This is a genomic window from Gaoshiqia sp. US2 (genome assembly GCF_059705485.1).
In genome coordinates this window covers 4563536-4583009 of sequence record NZ_AP048550.1, presented here as the reverse complement: position 1 = coordinate 4583009, position 19474 = coordinate 4563536, and the positions used below count along the sequence as shown (strand labels likewise).

Genomic DNA, 19474 nt, shown 5'->3' with positions numbered 1-19474 from the left:
GGTTTTAGAGTTTATAATTGGTTTCTGATTGCTTCGATAGCCGTTGCTGCCTCCGTTGCCAGGTCCTTCCACCGGCATTCAATCGACAATTTTCCCTGATAGTTCACCTTCTTTAGCGCGTCAAAATAAGGCCTGAAATCTTCGCCGCGGGTGCCGGGAGCCGCACGCTCTTCTTTTTCGGCCAGGTGTACGTGCCTGATCAGCTGTCCGTATTTTAAAATGCTTTCCGGGCCTTCATCGTCCATCAGCATGTGGTAAATGTCGGCTAAAAGCCTGAAATTCGGGTGGCCGACTTCTTTGACGATTTCGCCGCCCTCGGTAAGCGAGTTGATAAAATTGCATTCTTTTTTGTTGAGCGGCTCCAGCACGACCACGATATCGTACCTGGCGGCAATCGGAGACATGGCCGTACAAAGACTAATAAATTGCCGGCGGGCTTCATCGCGCGGAAAACCTTCGGGAATGGCCCGTGATCCGCCGCTGCCAAAAACAATGTATTCAACGCCGGCCTTTTGTGCCCGGCGAAATGCAGTTTCCATGTAATCGAGTATTTCGGGATGGGCTGCTTCGGGGCCGACACTTTTTAAGTTTCCGGGGATAAAACCATTACAAACCAATACCGGCAGGGGCGCTTGTCTGGCTTGTCCGAGCGTCAGGTCGAACTCTTCTTCTGTTTTCGACGGCATCAAAAAACTGCCGACACTTTCTTCTATGTAATCATAGCCCGAGGTTTCGAGCATGGCTGCCTGGCTGAATTTTGTGCACACGCCAATGCTTTGCAAAAAGTCCTCCTTAGCCGGCGAAGGGTCAACCGTTGTAAACGATGACAGGATGAGGCCTGTGATGATTAGTTTTGGATACATACTTTTTTCGTTACATGAGAAATTAACAGGTTTTTACGCAGATGGATCCGACTGCTGCTAAAAGGTAAATGTCAGATCCATCAGCAATTTTTCCCCGTGTATTTTGGCGGGGTTAAAATAGTAGGTTGATGACTGCGGTCCCAGCCTGTCGGCTTTCATAAACTTAGTGCCAATGGCGTTGATTCCGTGCAAAAAGGAAATATCGCCTTTGGGATAGCTGATTTTTGTATTGGCAGGAGCAGCGGGCTCACCGGGCGTCAGCATTTTCAGGAAAATGTCGTCGCTTTTAATATAGACTGTGAAACCGGGCGTTTCGTTACCTTGTATTTCGGCCCGGTACATGTTGGCATGATAGCCTTTAAATTCGGGGTATTCAAAACCCGATTCCCCGGTGATGCTTTGGTTAAACGACTTTTCCCACAAACCAAAATTCGCCCCTTTCATCCGGTTTTTATACACCCGGTACGGACCGTTGCCCAACCATTTTATCCCCGAAATATGTTTTTCGGGAAAGTCGAAACTGATTCCGGCAAACTCGCAACCACCGGCCGGTTCGTAAGCGACATGCAGGTTCAGGCTGCCGTTGCCCGGGATGCTCCAGGTGAACGAATCGCCATTTTCAAACATCGTCCTGATCTCGAGGCTCTCGCCGGTGAAGGCGTGCGTGACTTCTGTTACAACCTTTTCGTTGCTTACAAACACCGGCCCGTTTGCAAGGGGGATTATTTGCCCTTTATTCCGGATTTGCGCAATGGCGCCGTCTTTTTTCCGTATGCTGATTTCCAGTTCGCCGGCTGTTACGTGGTAGTCCGATGCCGTTTCTTCGAGCTGCGGCCGGCGGCCGGGGAGCGACGCTAATTGTTCGCCAGCCAGGTCGCGGGCCCGTTTCACCGGCCAGCTCCAGCTGTTCAGCTTGCGCCCGTAAAGATCGGTCATACTGATGCGTAAGGCATCGCACGAAGCCCAGCCGGCGATCAGATCAACGTTCAGTGCCCCGGTTTTTCCGGGCGGGAGGTCTGCCTTCAGGTTTTGTGACTGCACAACCAACTCGGAGAGATGGCCGCCCGGATTGGAAAACTTCAGCCATTCCGCCGTGAAATGACACTGGTTGAGATTGGTGTAATGGTAACGGTTTTCGATGTTGAAGGTCCCGTCGAAATAAGGGTTGATGTATTTTTTTTCGAAATACACCGGCGACCAGATTTCTTTGATGGTATAAAAACTTCCTTCTTTTTCGTGGTAGGGGCCCAGAATGCCGTCGGGCGCGTGATTGCCGTCGGTGTCGAGTTCTCCGTTCCGGTCGGTGCGTTCGACGGCTTCGTCGGCAAATACCCACAGGAAACCGCCTGCACAAAGCGGATCGCTCCACATTTTTTGCCAGTAATCATCCAGCCCCGCGCCATGTCCTCCATCGTACAAACCATGCAGAAACTCGGTGGGGAAGAATATTTTTCGTTTGCTGAAGCCATCCAAGGCCAGGTAATCGTAATCGATGTAGTGCAGGGTGTTGGTCAGCTCGTAATCCTGCCAGGGGTGCAGTACTTTGCGTTGCTGAATGTCCAGTTCTGCAAAGGCGTCGTTCAGCTGGTTGTTTTCGCCTCCTTCGTTGCCGTTGTCCCACAGAATAACGCAGGGATGGTTTAGGTCGCGGGCAATCAACTCTTCCAGCAGCTTCCGCCCAACGAGGTCGTCGTACGAAGGTTTTTGCCAGGCCGTCAGTTCATCGAGCACAAAAAGTCCCAGCGAATCGCAGACTTCCAGAAAGTGCTTGTCGGGTGGGTAATGCGACATGCGAACGGCGTTCATATTCATGTTTTTCATCAGGTTCACTGCCGCGATGCTTAAGTTTTTGGATGAGGTTCGTCCGTATTTCGGGTGGAAGGTATGCCGGTTGACGCCTTTCATTTTAATACGCACGCCGTTGACGTAAATCCCGTCGCTTTCGCGCACCTCAACCGTCCGGAAGCCGATCTGCTCCCGGTGTTCGTGTATGGTTTGATTGTTTTTATCCCGGATGCTGAAAACCGCGGTATACAGATTTGGAAATTCGGGTGACCAGGTTTGAGGATCGCTCAAATGTCCATCAATCCGTTCAATAGCGCTACCAATTGGCTTCTCAAAAACAGCCTGGGGTTTTCCGGCCAGATCGCGGATCTCCACACGTACTTTCCCGGTTTTGGTTGCGGGCGAGAGGAAGACATCGGCTTTGAATTCGCCGTTGGCCCGGGCATCAACGGCTACGCGCTGAATGTGTAACTTGGGTTTAGCCTGAAGGTAGACGGGACGAAAAATACCGCCAAATATCCAGAAGTCGGCTTTTCGTTCGGCCAGACTAACCGATAAATTGTCTGAATGTTTTTTGACAAAAACCTCCAGTTGATTTTCTTGTCCATATTTTAACAGCTTGGTGATGTCGTAACTAAACCGGTAAAATGCGCCCTGATGGACCGGCCCGGCTAATTTGCCGTTGACTTTTACTTCGGCGTCGGTCATTACTCCTTCAAACACCATTTCAACTGTTTTGTCTTTCCATGCCTGCGGAATGGAAAAGCGGTGCCTGTATTGTCCGGTTTCGTTCAGGCGCTTCTCAAACGGATCGTGACCGTAGTTGTAGCTGCCAAAGCCCTGTTGCTCCCAGCACGATGGTACGGGAATTTTGGTCCAGGAGCCGCTGTTCATCCCGGCAGAACAATAGAACTCCCAATCCACGGTCTGGTCTGCGCCGGTGCCGGAGAGATAGCGGGTTTCCGTCTGTTGTGCAAACAGGCTAACCGATAAAATCAGGAAGAGGTTTAGTGTGAGTAGTTTCATTTTTTTTCCATTTTAGGATGAAAGTTAGTCTTGTTTCGGCAAAACCGGGCTACCGATAGCAATAAATCACGTTCTTTTAACCGTTAAAAACAGATTTTTCGGAAACGGCTAAATAATTGTTTCCGAGTATGAAACAAATGGTTTTTCATTATATTTGGACATCGCTAAATTACCGCATGCCTGACAAACAACTCATATTGGACCAATTGCAGAAGATCGTGGAAAGCAAACAATTTTCGCGTTCCGGGGTAAATGTATCTTTGCTTAACCTGTTGGTAAATTCCACGCTGGAAGGAATTAAACTGAAGGAAACTACGATTGGCAGTGAAATTTTCGGTAAGGCGTACGATCCGGTCCGAAACGACACAAAAGTGCGCGTTTACGTGCATAACCTCCGGAAGAAGCTGGACGTTTATTATGCCACCGAAGGCAAGACCGATGATCTCCTCTTCGAAATTGAGAAAGGACAGTACCAGGTTTCGTTCTCAACCCGCGTTACAAAAAAATCGCGCTTCCCGAAACGAAGGTTGGTTTTTATTCTATTGATCCTGCTGGTGCTTATCCTGTCGTTTATTTTGATCAAAACCGCCGGACAGAAAAGAAACGACGGATTTTGGGACGGCTTTGTGGCCACAGATTATCCGTTGACGGTATTGATTGGCGACCATTTTACCATTTCGTCTTCCTTGCCGACAGGCGGTTCGGGAATTATCCGCGACTTCTCGATCAACTCCGAACAGGAATTTGCCCGTCATATCCAGCAACACCCTGAACAGGCTTCGGGCATGATCCCGAACCGGTATCCTTACATTACTAAAATGGGGCCCTATTGCACGAAAATGATCAGCGAACTTTTGTCGCGGAACCATACGTCCTTTAACCTGATGCTAAACTCCGAATGGGACAAGTCGAAAGTGAACTCGGAGAATATCATTTATATCGGGCAGTTTAAAACAATGGGTTTTTTGCGCAATGTGTTCAGCAATGCTTTCCCGAATATCGAAATTTCGGAGAGCAGGCTGAAGATAACTGATCCGGAATCTGATGAGCTGAAATTATATACGTCGCAGGGTGACCCGCAGATGATTGATTATACGATTGTTTCGAGGATGAGAGGCCCTAACGGAACAGACATGGCTTTGTTTATTTCCGACAACGATATCGGGGTTATTCGCATCGTGGAATATTTTACCGATCAGGATTCGCTGGCCGGTTTTTATGCCCGCAACCAGCTTTACGAGCATGAATTTACGGCATTGTTTAAAGTGAGCGGGTGGGAGCGTACCGGCTATACGATGGAACTGGTGACCATCGCGCGGAAATAAGCCAAAACGAACAGCGCGATATCCAGCTTTTGTTTATAAATACCTGGCCGTATCTTTTTTATAAGATAAGTATTCTTCGTGAAATTGATCTTCCAGAAATTTTTCTTCTTTCAGAATGATGACATGGTGAACCAGTTGGTTGAAAATCATTAATATCAGCAACAACAAGCTGGGAATAAGCAGAAAACAGGCCGTGTGTAAAAAGATAAAACTGGCGTACATCGGGTTCCGGCTGATACTGAAAACCCCTTTTGTTTGAAGGGCATGCGGTGAGGCGGGCAGCCCAACGCGCGTAAAGATGCTCATGGTATAATAAGCCGGGATGAGCAGCAGGTTGCCCCCCATCAGGAAAACGATGGCCATTAATTTCTGAACCTCAGGTATTTCATTCTGAATCAGCCAGGGGAAGTACAAAAAGAAGCCAGGGAAAAAAGCAGATGCAGAAAGTGAAGTCATCACAGCAACGACGATGAGTTTGACCGGATAGAATAGCCAGGCGACGATGGTGGGTCGTCCGAAAATGCCCTGCCCATTACGCAGCAACTGATAGCCCAACAAAACCGTAGCTAGAGCCGGCAAACTGCAACATACAACCAATGCGGCCTGAATAAGAGACATTAGACTTCTCCTTTGTATTGATAACCAATTTCGGCAATGACCTGTTCTATTTTTTTCAGATCAATTTTCTCTCCGGCTATTTTAACTTCGGAGGTATTTTTGTCTGCAAAAACTTCATCAATACCATCCAGTTTCAACAGGTTTCGGTTCACGCTGGCTTCGCAGTGAGAACAGGTCATTCCTTCAACCTTTATTGTTTTGAAATCCATAAGCTGTGTTTTTTTTGTTTTTTCGTAGCGTTCATAAAAATAACCAAAGATGAGTGAACCCACCAGCAGAACCGAAGATGAAATTTGAAGCCATTTGGGTAACATTTCGTGTTCGCCGTCGCCGTGAATATGAACGATTTGCTCCATGAACAATTCCCTTGGAATCAGCCAGTTGATTAATAGCCCGAATAAAGTGGCTCCGCCAATAATGGTCGCCAGGTAAACAAACAGGGATTTACGGCCCATGATGTTACCGATCACCACCATGGTGGCCACATTGGTTGCCGGTCCGGCCATTAAAAAAACAAGCGCTGCACCTGGAGATACTCCTTTCATGAGCAGTACGGCCGCAATCGGGATAGAGCCGGTTGCGCAAATATAAATGGGTACGGAGGCGGCCAGAACGATCAGGATCTCAAGTAAGCCCATTCCCTGAAATGAACTGAAAAAGTTGTCAGGTAAAAGTACCGAAATCAGGGCAGCGATCAGGAACCCGATAATCAGCCATTTGGCAATGTCCTGAAGAAGCTCAATAAAAGCGTAATGTGTTGCCTGCACGAAAGAGTTGCCTTTGGGTTTCTTCTCGTCGTGGCACCCGCAGGAGGCATCGCTGCAGGACGGATCAGTTGCTTTTTTGCCAAGAGCGGCCGTATCTACCCTCAAATTGGAATAGGGATTTGCCGCTGCCGGTTTTTCTTTGATAAACAGATTGGTCAGGATACCGCCGCCGATGCCGGTTATAAACGCAATAACTGGCCGCAGGATGGCAAAGGGCCATCCCAACATGGCATAAGTGGCCAGAATGGAATCGACGCCGGTTTGCGGGGTCGATATCAAAAATGAGTTGGTTGCCCCTTTGGAGGCGCCGTTGCGGAAAAAAGAAATACCGGTTGGAATAACCCCGCAGGAGCAAAGCGGCATGGGAATACCCAGCAACGAGGCATTCACGGCCGATCGGGTCGTGGATTTGCCCAGGTAACGTTGCACCTTGTCCTGCGGAAAATATACTTTCAGCAGGCCCGCGAAAATAAGCCCCAGGATCAGCCAGGGAGCCATTTCGTTTAACAAGTAAATCAGTTCCGAAAAATAATCCGTCACAAAACCGGTCATCGTCATCTCTTTTTCATATTAACCGGTACAAAATTAGAATTGTTTAGCTTTTAACCGGGAAAATGAACTGAAAATGACAAGGAAGGGAGAAAGGGAGAGAGGAAGACGGGAGACGGGAGACAGTCGCAGTATTCAGTGTTCAGTGTTCAGTTCCAGTCGCAGTTTTACTTTGGCGCTTTGGAACTAAGGCACTTTTTAACGCAGAGAACGCCAGGAAGCGCAAAGTTCGCAGAGAACAAGCCCCAAGCTCCATGCAGCAATGACCAATTATCCAATAACCAATAGCCAATTCTCCAACCATCAGTTCTTGCCATCCTCTCGCCACCATCTGCTGTCGGGCAGTCTTTTATCGAGTGTAAAAACTTCGCCGATTTTGGGCGTCGTTACCTGTATCGGCGAACCTTCGGCTGCTTTCAGCAAACGTTCTACCGGTTCGGTCCAGGGATGAATGCTCAATTTGTATTTACCCCAATGGATGGGTAACAAGGCTTTTGCATTGAGATCGAGGGCTGCCCGGACGGTTTCTTCGGGCGACATGTGGATGAAGGGCCAGTAACGGCTGTATTGTCCGCATTCCAGCATAACCAGGTCGAAGTGGCCGAATTTGTCGCCGATTTCTTTAAATCCGGGATAATAACCCGAGTCGGCGCCGAAGAACAGCCGTTCGTCCCGGCTTTCGATCACCCAGGAGGCCCACAAGGTGGAGAAACGATTGGTTAGGCCCCGGCCGGAGAAATGCCTGGCGGGCGTGGCGGTAAAAAGCAATACATCGTCGAGGATATAGCTTTCCCACCAATCCAGTTCAGTAATTCGTTCGGGGCTGATGCCCCAATACTCGAGGTGGGCGCCGACCCCTAATGCAGTTACAAACGGTACATCAGTATTTACCAGCTGTTTGATGACGGCGTAATCCAGGTGGTCGTAGTGGTCGTGTGAGATCAACACCAGGTCAACCGGTGGTAAATCGGTGAGTTTGTATGAATGTGAATAAGCGAATGCCTTTGTTCCGATAAACGAAAAAGGTGAAATCCGCTTGCCAAAAACAGGGTCGGTCAAAATGGTTTTTCCCGAAATCTCTATCAACACACTCGAATGTCCCAGCCAGGTCATTCGCGCCGGTCCTGTTCTTTCGCTGTAATTTTCCGGATTAAGCGGGATCACCGGGATGGTGTCGGCCGGCACACGGTCGCCCTTTGTGAAGAAAAATTCCTTCATCAATTTGAAAAAAGGCATGTCGTCGGTTTGCATAACGGTTTCTACCGGATTTTGAAACTTTCCGTCACTGAAATTTGGCGATTGTATCATGAGCTCCAGCCGGTCCCCGGTAGCTTTTCCCCCGAATGCCGGATTCAGTTTTATACTTAAAAAGACAGCTAAAAAAATGAATAACAATACGAACAGTACCCACATAAGTTTTCTGTAGTTCATGAATAATTGTTCTTGCTTTGAAAATGGGTCTTTATTTTATTCGATCGGGATCAGCCGTACAATCTTTCCCGGATTTTCGATGGCCACATAAATAAAGCCTTCCGGGCTCATTTCGACGTTCCGCACGCGTCCGATTCCTTCGAGTAATTTTTCCTGGTGAGTTACCCGGTTGTTTTCGAGAACCAGGCGTTCCACATACTGAAAGCGAAGCGACCCGACCAGGATGTTGTTTTTCCAGTTTGGATATCGGTTTCCCTTTACAAAGGTTGTTCCGCAGGGGGCGATGGAAGGAACCCAGTAGGTGACGGGTTGTTCCATACCTTCCTTTTCGGTCAGCTCCGTCAGGGTGGTACCATCATAATTGATTCCGTAGGAGATGACCGGCCAGCCGTAGTTTAGTCCCGGTCTGATCAGGTTCAGTTCGTCGCCTCCCATGGGGCCGTGTTCGGTTACCCAGATTTCGCCGGTTTCGGGATCCATGCAGGTCCCCTGCGGGTTACGGTGCCCGTACGAGTAGATGCTGGGCATGGCTCCCGGCGTATCAATAAACGGATTGTCTGAGGGAATGGAGCCGTCATCCTTAATCCGGTGAATTTTTCCGTTGGAATTGTCCAGGCTCTGCGGAAATACAAAATGCTGACCGCGATCGCCAATTCCGAAAAACAGGTAGCCATTCCGGTCGAATTCCAGTTTGCATCCCCAATGGTGTCCCCGGTCGGTATCGGGCGCTCCGTTAAAAATGATTTCCTGGTCGGTCAATTGATTGCCGTTTAGCCGGGCCCGCATCACGTTGGTGCAGGCTATTCCTTTGTTATTATCGGCAAAGCCCGAGTAGGCCAGGTATAACCAGCCGTTATTTTCGTAGTCGGGGTGAAGTTCCAGATCGAGTAAGCCGCCCTGACCTTTGGCCATCACCTCAGGAACACCGTCAATTTTGGTTAACCGGTTATCCGAAAAACGGTAAAGTATCCCTGACCGTTCGGAGATCAGCAAATCGCCGTTGGGGAGAAATTCCATTCCCCAGGGAACCCCCAGTCCACTGACAACGGTGTCGACCAGAAAATTTTGTACTTCCGATTCCACCCGGTCATTTGCCGACAAGGCCGGTTGGAGTTTGTCTTTATCTTTCGGGATTCCGGTTTTTACATAACCGGCCAGGGCTTTTATTTCTTCTTTCGAAAAAGTGACTGCAAAAGCAGGCATCCCCATTTCGGCTTGCCCGTGGGTGATGGAGTTGATGACATTTTGAATGCCATCGCCATACATCCAGTCTTTATTTTCAAATTTTTCGAGTTGGTAACCGTGACATCCGGCGCAAAAATTCTGATAGTTTTCGGCTGCCTTCAGCATGGCTTGTTCATTTTGTTGTCCGTTACCCATGTAGCAACTTCCAAGTACAAAAAGCCATGCAACTGCAAAGAAAGATAAGTTGGCGAAGTTTTGACTCATGATTTAGATGCGTTTAAATTTATCAACGTAGAATTAACAAACCCACAGATGAAAAGTTAAGGCTTTTTTGTTAATAAAGCCAAATTGAGGAAAAACTGATTTGCAAAAATATCGTCTCACAGGTGGTTGCAGAAGTCCCCGTTTTTTTTAATATTGCTGCATGGTATATCTTTTATATTGAGCGAATTGTGTCCGATGTTTCTGCACGAGGGTTAATATTTCTTTACACAAGTCAAAAAAAGCGGTTTCAGAGGATAACGGGAATGATTTCTCTCTACATTTGCGCCTTCAAAATCAATTTTCAGACATCATGAATCAGGTATTCTATCCAAAATTGTTTAGCGTTTTAAGGCGGGGATATTCGAAGAAACAGTTCACAAATGACGCTTTTGCAGGGGTTATTGTTGGGATTGTGGCTTTACCCCTGGCCATTGCATTTGCCGTTGCTTCGGGGGTGTCGCCCGAAAAAGGATTGGTTACGGCCATTGTTGCCGGATTGTTAATTTCGGTGTTGGGCGGCAGCCGTGTTCAGATTGGTGGTCCTACGGGGGCATTTATCGTAATCGTCTACGGCATTATTCAAAGTTACGGACTGGATGGATTGATTATTTCGACGATACTTGCCGGAGTAATTCTGGTCATCTTTGGTTTACTCAAACTGGGATCCTTGCTGAAGTTTATTCCTCACCCTTTAATCGTGGGTTTTACCAGCGGTATTGCCCTGGTTATTTTTACGACCCAGATAAAGGATGCGATGGGTTTACAAATTGCCGATATGCCTTCGGAATTTTTGCCGAAGTGGGGCGCTTACTTTTCGCATTTGGGTGAAACCAACCTGCTTGCCTTAGGCATTACGGTTGCTACCATTTTGATTTCTGTTTATTTCAAAAAAATTACGAATAAAATTCCGGGTTCATTTGTATCCATCATTTTGGTTACCCTGCTTGTTCAGGTGTTCAGTTTGCCGGTTTCAACCATCGAGTCGGTTTTTGGCGATATTCCGCAGACAATTAGCCTGACATTCCCGTCGATTGAGGTACACCAGTTACACCTGTATTTTGCACCGGCATTAACCATTGCTTTGTTGGGAGGGATCGAAAGTTTATTGTCAGCCGTTGTGTCGGATGGGATGATTGGCAGTAATCACCGCTCGAATACCGAATTGATCGCCCAAGGGGTTGCCAACATTGTGACTCCGTTTTTTGGTGGTATCCCGGCTACCGGAGCGATTGCCCGTACGGCGACCAACGTAAAAAACGGCGGACGTACACCGGTTGCAGGCATTATTCACGCCATCACCCTGTTGTTTATCATGTTGTTTTTCGGCCAGTGGGCCAAACTGATTCCCATGTCGTGCCTGGCAGGTATCCTGATTGTAGTTTCGTATAACATGAGCGAATGGCGTTCGTTCGTTAATATTTTTAAGGGCTCGGCCTTCGATGTGCTGATTTTGCTCGTGACCTTCCTGTTAACGGTATTGATCGATTTAACTTTTGCCATCGAAGTTGGTATTGTGTTGTCGGCTCTTTTGTTTATGAAACGAATGGCCGATGCAGGCGCCCAGCCCGGTTTTGAGCTCGATTCGGATATTCTGGAGAATTATTCTTCGGTTCCAAAGGAAATTGGAATTTACGAAATCAGCGGACCTTTCTTTTTTGCCTCGGCCAAACAATACAGTTCCACCTTGAAATCCATTGGCGTCAAATCGGATGTACTGATCATCCGGATGCGCCACGTGCCGTTTATTGATTCAACCGGCATGCACAACCTGAAGGATGTCGTGAAAGAGATTCAACATACCGGGACAGAGGTCATTTTATCAGGCGTTCAGCCGAAGGTGATGAAGGAACTGGAAAAACACGGGTTCTTTAAGCTGGTTCAGAAGTCGAATGTGTTCTCCTTGTTTGAACAAGCGTTAAAACAGGCCCATCAACTTCTGGAAGCGAGGAAATAATATTGGCTTTATGTGTTGTTTTAGGCAGACATGCTTCGCTTCACGATCGTTAAAAAATTTCTGAACACGAGGTGATTTATGAATTGTTCAACAATGTCGTCGCCTTGGGGAGATCCGGTGATCATCACTCCGTTGAAACGGGCAGCAGGACTTTGTTTGCTTTCCCGGTATTCCGCCAGCTGGCAGGAAGCGCCGTATTTTTCCAGTAGCATTGCGATCGGCTGTCAGAATGTTGTTACTTTGGGTTCGGCGCTGTTAATAAGAAGTATATTGGGCTTAAGTTGCATAATCGTTGTTTGTTTTGGTGCAGCTTGCCTGGTAAATTATTAAAAATTGCCGGTATTTGGCACAAGTACATCATAAAAAAGCTGATTACCTGCGTTATCGGGTAATCAGCTTTTTTGTGATGTGATAAAGGGATATTATTTTTTAATCAAGAGCCAGGTGTCTGCATATTTCGGAAAATCGGTACGGATCTGGTTAACACGCCGACGGGCAGCCATCTCGTCGGTGTACGAATTTACACATACCCGGTAATAGCCGGTTTCGCTGTGTAAAATAATCGGGTTAAATCCTTGGGGAGTCAGTTCCTGTTTGTAACGGTTGGCGTTGTCAAGCGAACTGAAACTACCGATAATGACGAAAAAGCTGCTTCCGTCATATTTACTGGCATCCTCTTTTTGCGCAAAATTGAATGCTTCTGTTTGCGTACGCACAGGTGCAGCAGGTTGGTCATATTTAGTCGTGCTGGTTTCGCGGGTAGCAGGTTTGGGTTCAGTTGCCGAAAAAACTTTTGGCTGCTGATCACTCCGGCTCACGGCTTCGGTTGCATCGCCCGAACTCAGTTTCTGTGAAGATTTACATCCAACAAACAAAAGGCTACATGCAAATGCTCCAATGATTATTCTTCTCATCGTTAAATAATTTAAATGGTTTCAATCACAAATCTACAAAAAAAGAAAATCAGCTTATTGTGCTGGGCAAAAATGATTATTAACTATCTGATGTTGAAATCTAAAAGTTCAGTTTTCGTTTAAGGAACCGTTGTCCGCCCAGGGTGCGGTAAAACCGGACACGCCTGATGGCAAGTTGTTTACTGGTATTTTCTTCGTGAAAAACCATATTCCAGGGCGAAATACCCCTTGTTTCCTCGATTAAACCTTCATTGTGAGCCAATTCGGTCTTTTGTAAATCAACACACAGCCCGTAATAGAAACGGTGATGTTCGAGGTTATAAATGACATAGGAATAATACATGTTGCAAAAGTATAAAAAGAAAACCAATCGTTCCCTGGCTTGGCGAAAAATCGCTTTGGTACAACTACTTTCCCTTCAATTGTACTGTAATAAAGTGTTCGAGGAAAGATCTATTCGATTATACTGCGCGTGAATTCGGTATTGATCAGGCGATTGCCTGTATTGGCGGATTTGAGGAGGTATTTAATCAGGCAGTTGGGTATTGCAAGGTTAAAATAAAAAAGAAAGGGATCAAATGAACTTTGTAGGGGGAATGTAAAAAATTATAATCTTTGTTCTGCACCAAATATTAACCAATGGCAGAACAAGAATCACGATATCGGGAGTTAATCCGGTTACTATTACCAGAAGAGTTATTCGATTACTTTACTGTGATCAGCATCAAAGTTGAAGATAAAGCAGTGCATGTATACTTGGATGAGATTGATAATAAACCTGAGGCTTACCTCAATGAGAAGCTCACATCAAAAGGATTTCATGCCGAGGTTGTTATCCAAGACTTTCCTATCCGCAAGAAGGCTGTATTTCTGCACGTACGCAGGCGAAAGTGGTTGGTGGAGGCCACTGGAGAACTGGTCAGTAAGTCATGGAACCTGACAGCAGAGGGGACGCGTTACACCAAAAGTTTCGCGGATTTTTTAAAAGGATTATTTGGACAATTACCCAATAAGCAGCAACAGCCTTGAGAAACATTATTATATTGATGGAGACCGGTTTGGCCAGCAGTACAAGGAACATTTGAGCGGGTACAGGGACTGGGATCAAAAGGATCATGCCCGCGAATGGATACTTTACCCCGGAAACCTGGGACCCCACCTGAGCATTGACGAGACTGCCCTTTCAAACGGTGACCTTTACACCGTGGTGACCAATAAAGACGGGAAAGGACGCAAAGGCGCACTTGTGGCAATGATCGAAGGCACAGCATCAGAAAAGGTCATAAGGGTGCTCAACAGTATCCCTAAAAAAGAACGGGAAGTGGTCAGGGAAGTTACACTTGATATGGCCGCATCGATGAACAAGATCGCCAGAAGGTGTTTTCCATGTGCCATAAGGGTAATTGACCGTTTTCATGTACAGAAGCTGGCCAATGATGCGATTCAGGAGATTCGTATAGCACATCGTTGGGATGCAATAAACCAAGAGACCAATGCCAAAGAAAACGCTAAACTTGACGGTAAAAAATATGTCCCTGAGGAGTTGCAGAACGGTGATACAAAAAAACAACTGCTGGCCCGTAGCCGCTACCTGTTGTTCAAATCGGCTGAAAAATGGACGCCAAAACAAAAGGAACGCGCAAAGTTATTATTCGGGCTATATCCCGATATCAAGCAGGCATACTGGTTGGTACATGGATTAAGGATGATCTTTACAAACACTAAAAACAAAGGCGTGGCGTATACCAAAATGGCAAAGTGGTTCAACGATGTAACAGACTCCGGTTTCAAATCTTTCAATACTATATCGGCAACCTTCTACTCTCATTACCCCGAGATATTGAACTATTTTGATAATCGGAGCACAAATGCTTCGGCTGAATCGTTCAATGCAAAAATCAAAGCATTTAGGGCTACCCAAAGAGGTGTCAGAGATATCCCATTTTTCTTGTTCCGATTAGCTAAAATTTATGTGTGAAAATGATTCGCTCCACCAGAAAGTTGAATTGATCCAAAGAAAGCCGCTGAATTTCAGCGGCTTTTCATGTTTTTGGTGATCCCACCGGGATTCGAACCCAGATCATAAGAACCGGAATCTTACATTCTATCCATTGAACTATGGGACCTTTAAAGCGATGCAAAAATAATAAAACATTCCTTTTTCCCGTCGTCAAAAATTAAAAACTTACGAATAAAGGATGTTTTGTGTGTTGTTGATAAATCTTTCGGAAGGAAAATTGAAGGAGATTGCAAATCGATTATTTTTGCGCACTATGGAACAATTAGCAATGATGAAGCATATCGCGGAGACTGCAAATAATTTCTTTGAGGATTATACCCGGAAACAGCTTGCAGGAAAGGATGTTTCGGTGGCGGATAGTTTGCAACTGAAGAAAGACCATTCGTTGAGAGTGGCCGGATTATCAATGCAACTGGCACAAAAGCTGAATTTGGATGAAAATGGTCGCGAACTGGCCCGCATCATCGGTTTACTTCACGATTTGGGAAGATTTCAGCAATTTGAGAAGTACAAAACCTTTGACGATACAAAATCGGAGGATCATGCTGCTTTAAGCGTTTCCGTTCTGAAAGAACAGGATTTTTTTTCAAGCTGGCCGGAACCGTTGCAACAACTGGTGCCCCAGGTTATTGAATTGCACAATAAAGCAGTTGTGAACATGGTCGACGATCAGGTTTCTCAATTCAGTAAAATCCTGCGTGATGCCGATAAACTCGATATTTGGGGAATTTGCGTGTCTCACCTGAAGCGCGACGGATCGTTCTTGTTGCCTTCAATAAGTTATGGTTTGCCCAATACGCCGGGAGTGAGTGAATTGGTGATTAAAGCTTTGCGGGCCGGTAAACCGGTGCTCAAAAAAGATCTGCACTCAGTAAACGATTTTAAACTATTTCTGTTGGCAATGGTTTATGATTTAAATTTCAAAGACAGTTTCCAACTGTTGAATGAAAAACAGCTCACGCAAAAGATTTACGACACACTTCCGAAACGGGACGATGTAATAGAGGTATACCGTCAGATCAGGTTATTTATTGAAAATAAGTTTGTTGCCTGATCAGGCGGCATGGAATCATGTCGTTGTGAATTGAATGAATGGCGGGCGAATGATCGTGTTATAAAAAGAATACAATAAAGATGAGTGACCGTTTGGTTTGTATATGCAATATGGTTTCGGAGAAGGAGATTATCAACGAATTAAAAAAGGGGGCAAAAGATACATCAGACATTCAGTATGCAACCCGGGCCGGAACCAGTTGTGGCAAGTGTTTGATGACCATCGACCGTATTGTTGAAGATTTTTTTGCGACACAAGATCAGGAACTGCAGGGGCGGTTAGACCTCTAAAACAGAAAGCGGGTCTGTTTTCAAACCCGCTCCCTGCGTTTTATAATTGTCAAAACGTTTTTCGGAATTTTAGTTCTTTCGTTTACCGGCCCATTCAATGGCTCCGGCGAGGTGTGCCTTCACGTTCGGGTCGTCAAAGGCTTCTGAAGTGTGCCCAAAACCGGTATAGAACGACCGGGCTACCTCGTACTCCTGCCACCAGACGATCGGGTGATCGCCCATTTTCCAGTCGTCGTTATTCGCTTTTTTAATCGACGACTCGTCCAGACGGGCCAAAACATTAACTTTTGCCCGGGGATTGGCTTTAAACGAGTACCATTCATCAAAAGTCGTCCAGCTGTTTTTTCCTTCGAATACTTTCATCGCCGGATGATTACAATCTTCAAAAATTACGGTGCCTTCCTGTGCCGGCGGATGCATCCGGAAATATGCCCCGTTTAATCCGCCGTACCAGTCCCAGTCGTATTCACAATCAGCCGAAGCATGAATTCCGACAAAACCTTTCCCGGTCTTCATGAAGTCGGCAAATGCCTTTTCCTGCTCTTGGTTAAAAATGTCCCCGGTAGGATTCAGAAAGACAACGACATCAAAGTGGGTTAAAAAACCGGGCGTGATTAACTGACTATTTTCGGTGGATGTTAACTCCCAGGCATGCTCCTGTGCCAGCTCGCTGAGGATTTTAATCCCGTTGGCAATGGAATTGTGGCGAAATCCGGCGGTTTTCGAAAATACCAACACATTCAGTTTAGACGGGCTTGCTTCGCTTTTTTCCTGCGAAAAGGCAGGAATCGTAAGTAGTGCAATCAAAAATGATGATAAAATTTTTCTCATTGGATCAGGTATTAGTTTGTGCAAGTATACAAAAAAAGCTCCTCTTTTTTGGAAGAGAAGCTTTTTGTTTATCATGTAAAACAGCGATTACATCAGGAAGCTGAGCAGGATACCGGCGGCAACAGCCGATCCGATGACCCCGGCTACGTTTGGCCCCATGGCGTGCATCAGCAAATAATTTGTTTTGTCGTACTGAAGCCCGATCGTCTGCGAAATGCGGGCGCTGTCGGGAACAGCCGATACGCCCGCGTTACCGATCAGCGGATTGATTTTGTTTCCTTCTTTCAAAAATAAATTGATAAACTTAACAAACAACACACCTACGGAGGTAGCAATCACGAACGAAAGTGCGCCCAGGAAGAAAATACCAACTGACTTCACCGTCAGGAAGGTTGTTGCCTGGGTTGACGCTCCAACGGTTAAACCGAGCAGGATGGTGACGATATCGATCAGCGGACCTTTGGCTGTGTCGGCTAAGCGTTTGGTAACGCCGCTTTCTTTCAGTAAGTTACCGAAGAAAAGCATACCCAGCAAAGGCAAACCGCTCGGCACAATAAAGGTGGTGAGCAACATCCCGCTGATGGCAAAGATGATTTTTTCGGTTTTGGAAACAGCACGCGGCGGTTTCATCCGGATGACACGTTCTTTCCGGTTCGTCAGCAATCGCATGATGGGCGGCTGGATAACAGGCACCAGGGCCATGTACGAGTAGGCCGAAACCGCAATGGCGCCCATCAGGTCGGGCGCCAGTTTCGACGAGATGAAGATGGCCGTCGGACCGTCGGCGCCGCCAATAATACCAATGGCCCCCGCTTCGGTGGGACTGAAACCAAGCGCCAGAGCAATACAGTAGGCGCCGAAAATACCAAACTGGGCTGCAGCCCCAATCAAAATCAGTTTCGGGTTCGAGATCAGCGAGGAGAAATCGGTCATTGCGCCGATCCCCAGGAAAATCAGAGGCGGATATACCCCTTGTGCTACCCCGAAATACAAGTAGTTTAAAACACTGCCTGTTTCGTAAACCCCGATTTTAAAACCAGGTGAAAAGGCGATGTTCCCGACCAGAATACCAAAGCCAATAGGAATCAGCAACATGGGTTCGAACTCTTTTGCAATAGCCAGGTAAATGAATACCAGGCCAATGGCAATCATCAGCAGGTGGCCGACGGTCATGTTTGCAAAGGCGGTAAACTGGAAGAATTGAGCAACGTGTTCGAGTATGAATTCTATAAATGTACCCATATCTTATTCTCCTATTACCATCAGCACGTCGCCCTCCATCACCGAAGCGCCGTTGCTAACCTTGATTGAAATAACTTTGCCTGCCTTATCTGCTTCGATGTTATTTTCCATTTTCATGGCTTCGAGCATCAACAATTTTTGTCCTCGTTCTACAAGGTCTCCTTCTTTGACAAAGATTTCGAGGATCACCCCCGGTAGTGGTGATTTGATATTTCCGGCTCCTTTTGGCGCAGACGGGCTGCTTGTTTTAGCTTCGGCCGGGTGAATGTCGGTTGAAGGAATAGCCTTGGGACGAACCAGTTTTGGCGTTTTCGAGGCTTTAATTTCTTTGTCAACTTCAACTTTGTACAACGAGCCGTTTATCTCGATTTCTGCAATATTATCTTCAATATTGATAATCTCGCTTTCGTATTGATTACCGTTTATGGTGAATTTGAACTTTTTCATGGTTGATATTTGTTAGCGGGGAGTTTTTCTTAAGGTGTAAATTTTCGAGCTCCAGGGTGAATACGATCTGGAAACCTTCTTAATCGTCAGCACGGTATTCTCAAAATCGTGCATTTCGGTCTGATACAGGTACAGGGTCATGGCAATGGCGGCATTCACTTCACCCGATAGTTGTTCCACCGGCGCAGCTGCAACAGTTGCTTCACCCTCTTTCGGTTTCACTTTTTTCGCGCGTGTAAACAGGCGGCCAACTATCTTATAAAAAATATACAGGATGGCCAGCGACGAAAACACAACGAACATGGCGACCAGGGTCAAACCCATACCTGCCGGGTCAATTTGAACGAATTTTTCACCGGATGAGGCTTTCTTGCTGTGGTCGTTATCCGAGCCGGGAGTGGTTTTTTCTTTAAACTCCCAGGAATCATGATCGGGGCTTAAGCGGGCATACGACATGTCGGGCCGGTGGCCTTTGCCTAATTCCAGTTTATCAATGATTGTTCTGCCGTTTGCATCAACAAGCGCGATGGTTTTTCCTTCTTCGAGGGTAAAATTCAGGTGAAAAATACCCCGGCTGGGATGATCGTCGGCAAAAAACAGGATAAATCCCCTCGGGGCCAGCGCCGTTAATTGCGTACCTGTAGGAATCCAGTATTTGGTCGGATTATTCAGATCGTCGGTCAGGTAACAGCCGGCGATGTTGACATTGCTGAATGATGAATTGACTATTTCGATCCAACCACTGCGAAGGCCAAATTCATCAACATAGTTTGAATCGTTGTACACCAGAACTTCATTAAACCGGAGGTCGGAGGCACTTTGCGCTTTCAGCGTTTGGCCTGTAAAAACCACCAGGTAGATGACGATCCCGGTCAATAACTGTTTGAATCTGTTTTGCATGGTTGTTCG

19 protein-coding genes and 1 tRNA gene are annotated in these 19474 nt (G+C 46.5%); 6 read left to right on the top strand and 14 right to left on the bottom strand.

Annotated elements, in window-relative coordinates; translation table 11 throughout:
* Positions 1-11: 11 nt before the first annotated feature.
* Positions 12-863, bottom strand: a complete 852-nt coding sequence (locus AC6H3C_RS18185; protein ID WP_497516905.1) for a sugar phosphate isomerase/epimerase family protein — start codon at positions 861-863, stop codon at positions 12-14.
* Between the two features lie 57 nt (positions 864-920).
* Positions 921-3674, bottom strand: coding sequence for a glycoside hydrolase family 2 protein (locus tag AC6H3C_RS18180; protein ID WP_497516904.1), 2754 nt, complete (start codon positions 3672-3674; stop codon positions 921-923).
* Between the two features lie 128 nt (positions 3675-3802).
* On the opposite strand from AC6H3C_RS18180, the gene AC6H3C_RS18175 reads away from it, so the two are divergent.
* A complete protein-coding gene (locus AC6H3C_RS18175) occupies positions 3803-4999 on the top strand; it encodes a hypothetical protein (RefSeq protein WP_497516902.1) in 1197 nt (398 codons plus the stop codon).
* A 33-nt stretch (positions 5000-5032) separates the two neighbouring features.
* Here AC6H3C_RS18175 and AC6H3C_RS18170 read toward each other — a convergent pair whose 3' ends face one another.
* The 4 genes from AC6H3C_RS18170 to AC6H3C_RS18155 form a co-directional block, all read right to left on the bottom strand.
* Entirely contained in the window at positions 5033-5617 is a 585-nt protein-coding gene (locus tag AC6H3C_RS18170) for a methyltransferase family protein (RefSeq protein WP_497516900.1), read from the bottom strand.
* Complete coding sequence (locus tag AC6H3C_RS18165; RefSeq protein ID WP_497516899.1) at positions 5617-6936, bottom strand: SO_0444 family Cu/Zn efflux transporter; 1320 nt, start codon at positions 6934-6936, stop codon at positions 5617-5619. Before AC6H3C_RS18165 ends, AC6H3C_RS18170 begins: the two co-directional genes overlap by 1 nt.
* A 300-nt stretch (positions 6937-7236) precedes the next feature.
* Positions 7237-8364 carry an MBL fold metallo-hydrolase gene (locus tag AC6H3C_RS18160; protein ID WP_497516897.1) on the bottom strand — a complete coding sequence of 376 codons (1128 nt, stop codon included), beginning with the start codon at positions 8362-8364 and terminating at the stop codon, positions 7237-7239.
* 36 nt (positions 8365-8400) lie between these two features.
* The gene (locus AC6H3C_RS18155) at positions 8401-9813 is read right to left on the bottom strand and encodes a PQQ-dependent sugar dehydrogenase (RefSeq protein ID WP_497516895.1); all 1413 of its coding nucleotides are present in this window, start codon (positions 9811-9813) and stop codon (positions 8401-8403) included.
* Positions 9814-10123: 310 nt separating this feature from the next.
* On the opposite strand from AC6H3C_RS18155, the gene AC6H3C_RS18150 reads away from it, so the two are divergent.
* On the top strand, positions 10124-11767 hold the full coding sequence (locus AC6H3C_RS18150) for a SulP family inorganic anion transporter (RefSeq protein WP_497516893.1): 1644 nt from the start codon (positions 10124-10126) through the stop codon (positions 11765-11767).
* Between the two features lie 20 nt (positions 11768-11787).
* On the opposite strand, the gene AC6H3C_RS18145 is transcribed toward AC6H3C_RS18150, so the two are convergent.
* The 3 genes from AC6H3C_RS18145 to AC6H3C_RS18135 all read right to left on the bottom strand — a co-directional run bounded on the left by AC6H3C_RS18145 (position 11788) and on the right by AC6H3C_RS18135 (position 13024).
* Entirely contained in the window at positions 11788-11979 is a 192-nt protein-coding gene (locus tag AC6H3C_RS18145; RefSeq protein WP_497516891.1) for a hypothetical protein, read from the bottom strand.
* Positions 11980-12189: 210 nt separating this feature from the next.
* Entirely contained in the window at positions 12190-12681 is a 492-nt protein-coding gene (locus tag AC6H3C_RS18140; RefSeq protein ID WP_497516889.1) for an SPOR domain-containing protein, read from the bottom strand.
* A gap of 100 nt (positions 12682-12781) precedes the next feature.
* Positions 12782-13024, bottom strand: coding sequence for a hypothetical protein (locus tag AC6H3C_RS18135; protein WP_497516887.1), 243 nt, complete (start codon positions 13022-13024; stop codon positions 12782-12784).
* Between the two features lie 296 nt (positions 13025-13320).
* Between AC6H3C_RS18135 and AC6H3C_RS18130 the strand changes: the two genes are divergently transcribed.
* Entirely contained in the window at positions 13321-13710 is a 390-nt protein-coding gene (locus AC6H3C_RS18130; RefSeq protein ID WP_497516387.1) for an ISAon1 family transposase N-terminal region protein, read from the top strand.
* Positions 13676-14659 (top strand): ISAon1 family transposase, encoded by a 984-nt coding sequence (locus AC6H3C_RS18125; protein ID WP_497516388.1) that lies wholly within the window; start codon positions 13676-13678, stop codon positions 14657-14659. Before AC6H3C_RS18130 ends, AC6H3C_RS18125 begins: the two co-directional genes overlap by 35 nt.
* Positions 14660-14732: 73 nt before the next feature.
* Here AC6H3C_RS18125 and AC6H3C_RS18120 read toward each other — a convergent pair.
* Positions 14733-14807, bottom strand: a tRNA-Arg gene (locus tag AC6H3C_RS18120).
* Positions 14808-14954: 147 nt separating this feature from the next.
* On the opposite strand from AC6H3C_RS18120, the gene AC6H3C_RS18115 reads away from it, so the two are divergent.
* The gene (locus AC6H3C_RS18115; RefSeq protein WP_497516885.1) at positions 14955-15755 is read left to right on the top strand and encodes an HD domain-containing protein; all 801 of its coding nucleotides are present in this window, start codon (positions 14955-14957) and stop codon (positions 15753-15755) included.
* 80 nt (positions 15756-15835) lie between these two features.
* Positions 15836-16045 carry a (2Fe-2S)-binding protein gene (locus tag AC6H3C_RS18110; RefSeq protein WP_497516883.1) on the top strand — a complete coding sequence of 70 codons (210 nt, stop codon included), beginning with the start codon at positions 15836-15838 and terminating at the stop codon, positions 16043-16045.
* A gap of 69 nt (positions 16046-16114) precedes the next feature.
* Here AC6H3C_RS18110 and AC6H3C_RS18105 read toward each other — a convergent pair whose 3' ends face one another.
* The 4 genes from AC6H3C_RS18105 to AC6H3C_RS18090 all read right to left on the bottom strand — a co-directional run bounded on the left by AC6H3C_RS18105 (position 16115) and on the right by AC6H3C_RS18090 (position 19465).
* Positions 16115-16876, bottom strand: coding sequence for a ThuA domain-containing protein (locus AC6H3C_RS18105; RefSeq protein ID WP_497516881.1), 762 nt, complete (start codon positions 16874-16876; stop codon positions 16115-16117).
* An 87-nt stretch (positions 16877-16963) separates the two neighbouring features.
* Positions 16964-18118 carry a sodium ion-translocating decarboxylase subunit beta gene (locus AC6H3C_RS18100; protein WP_497516879.1) on the bottom strand — a complete coding sequence of 385 codons (1155 nt, stop codon included), beginning with the start codon at positions 18116-18118 and terminating at the stop codon, positions 16964-16966.
* A 3-nt stretch (positions 18119-18121) separates the two neighbouring features.
* Positions 18122-18565 (bottom strand): acetyl-CoA carboxylase biotin carboxyl carrier protein, encoded by a 444-nt coding sequence (locus tag AC6H3C_RS18095; protein WP_497516878.1) that lies wholly within the window; start codon positions 18563-18565, stop codon positions 18122-18124.
* Positions 18566-18577: 12 nt separating this feature from the next.
* Positions 18578-19465 carry an OadG family transporter subunit gene (locus AC6H3C_RS18090; RefSeq protein WP_497516876.1) on the bottom strand — a complete coding sequence of 296 codons (888 nt, stop codon included), beginning with the start codon at positions 19463-19465 and terminating at the stop codon, positions 18578-18580.
* Positions 19466-19474 lie beyond the last annotated feature (9 nt).

Excerpts from the sequence above, each read along its gene's own strand:
- AC6H3C_RS18185 (WP_497516905.1), bottom strand. The coding sequence starts at position 863 with ATGTATCCAAAACTAATCATCACAGGCCTCATCCTGTCATCGTTTACA.
- AC6H3C_RS18180 (WP_497516904.1), bottom strand. The coding sequence starts at position 3,674 with ATGAAACTACTCACACTAAACCTCTTCCTGATTTTATCGGTTAGCCTG.
- AC6H3C_RS18175 (WP_497516902.1), top strand. The coding sequence starts at position 3,803 with ATGAAACAAATGGTTTTTCATTATATTTGGACATCGCTAAATTACCGC.
- AC6H3C_RS18170 (WP_497516900.1), bottom strand. The coding sequence starts at position 5,617 with ATGTCTCTTATTCAGGCCGCATTGGTTGTATGTTGCAGTTTGCCGGCT.
- AC6H3C_RS18165 (WP_497516899.1), bottom strand. The coding sequence starts at position 6,936 with ATGACCGGTTTTGTGACGGATTATTTTTCGGAACTGATTTACTTGTTA.
- AC6H3C_RS18160 (WP_497516897.1), bottom strand. The coding sequence starts at position 8,364 with ATGAACTACAGAAAACTTATGTGGGTACTGTTCGTATTGTTATTCATT.
- AC6H3C_RS18155 (WP_497516895.1), bottom strand. The coding sequence starts at position 9,813 with ATGAGTCAAAACTTCGCCAACTTATCTTTCTTTGCAGTTGCATGGCTT.
- AC6H3C_RS18150 (WP_497516893.1), top strand. The coding sequence starts at position 10,124 with ATGAATCAGGTATTCTATCCAAAATTGTTTAGCGTTTTAAGGCGGGGA.
- AC6H3C_RS18145 (WP_497516891.1), bottom strand. The coding sequence starts at position 11,979 with ATGCTACTGGAAAAATACGGCGCTTCCTGCCAGCTGGCGGAATACCGG.
- AC6H3C_RS18140 (WP_497516889.1), bottom strand. The coding sequence starts at position 12,681 with ATGAGAAGAATAATCATTGGAGCATTTGCATGTAGCCTTTTGTTTGTT.
- AC6H3C_RS18135 (WP_497516887.1), bottom strand. The coding sequence starts at position 13,024 with ATGTATTATTCCTATGTCATTTATAACCTCGAACATCACCGTTTCTAT.
- AC6H3C_RS18130 (WP_497516387.1), top strand. The coding sequence starts at position 13,321 with ATGGCAGAACAAGAATCACGATATCGGGAGTTAATCCGGTTACTATTA.
- AC6H3C_RS18115 (WP_497516885.1), top strand. The coding sequence starts at position 14,955 with ATGGAACAATTAGCAATGATGAAGCATATCGCGGAGACTGCAAATAAT.
- AC6H3C_RS18110 (WP_497516883.1), top strand. The coding sequence starts at position 15,836 with ATGAGTGACCGTTTGGTTTGTATATGCAATATGGTTTCGGAGAAGGAG.
- AC6H3C_RS18105 (WP_497516881.1), bottom strand. The coding sequence starts at position 16,876 with ATGAGAAAAATTTTATCATCATTTTTGATTGCACTACTTACGATTCCT.
- AC6H3C_RS18100 (WP_497516879.1), bottom strand. The coding sequence starts at position 18,118 with ATGGGTACATTTATAGAATTCATACTCGAACACGTTGCTCAATTCTTC.
- AC6H3C_RS18095 (WP_497516878.1), bottom strand. The coding sequence starts at position 18,565 with ATGAAAAAGTTCAAATTCACCATAAACGGTAATCAATACGAAAGCGAG.
- AC6H3C_RS18090 (WP_497516876.1), bottom strand. The coding sequence starts at position 19,465 with ATGCAAAACAGATTCAAACAGTTATTGACCGGGATCGTCATCTACCTG.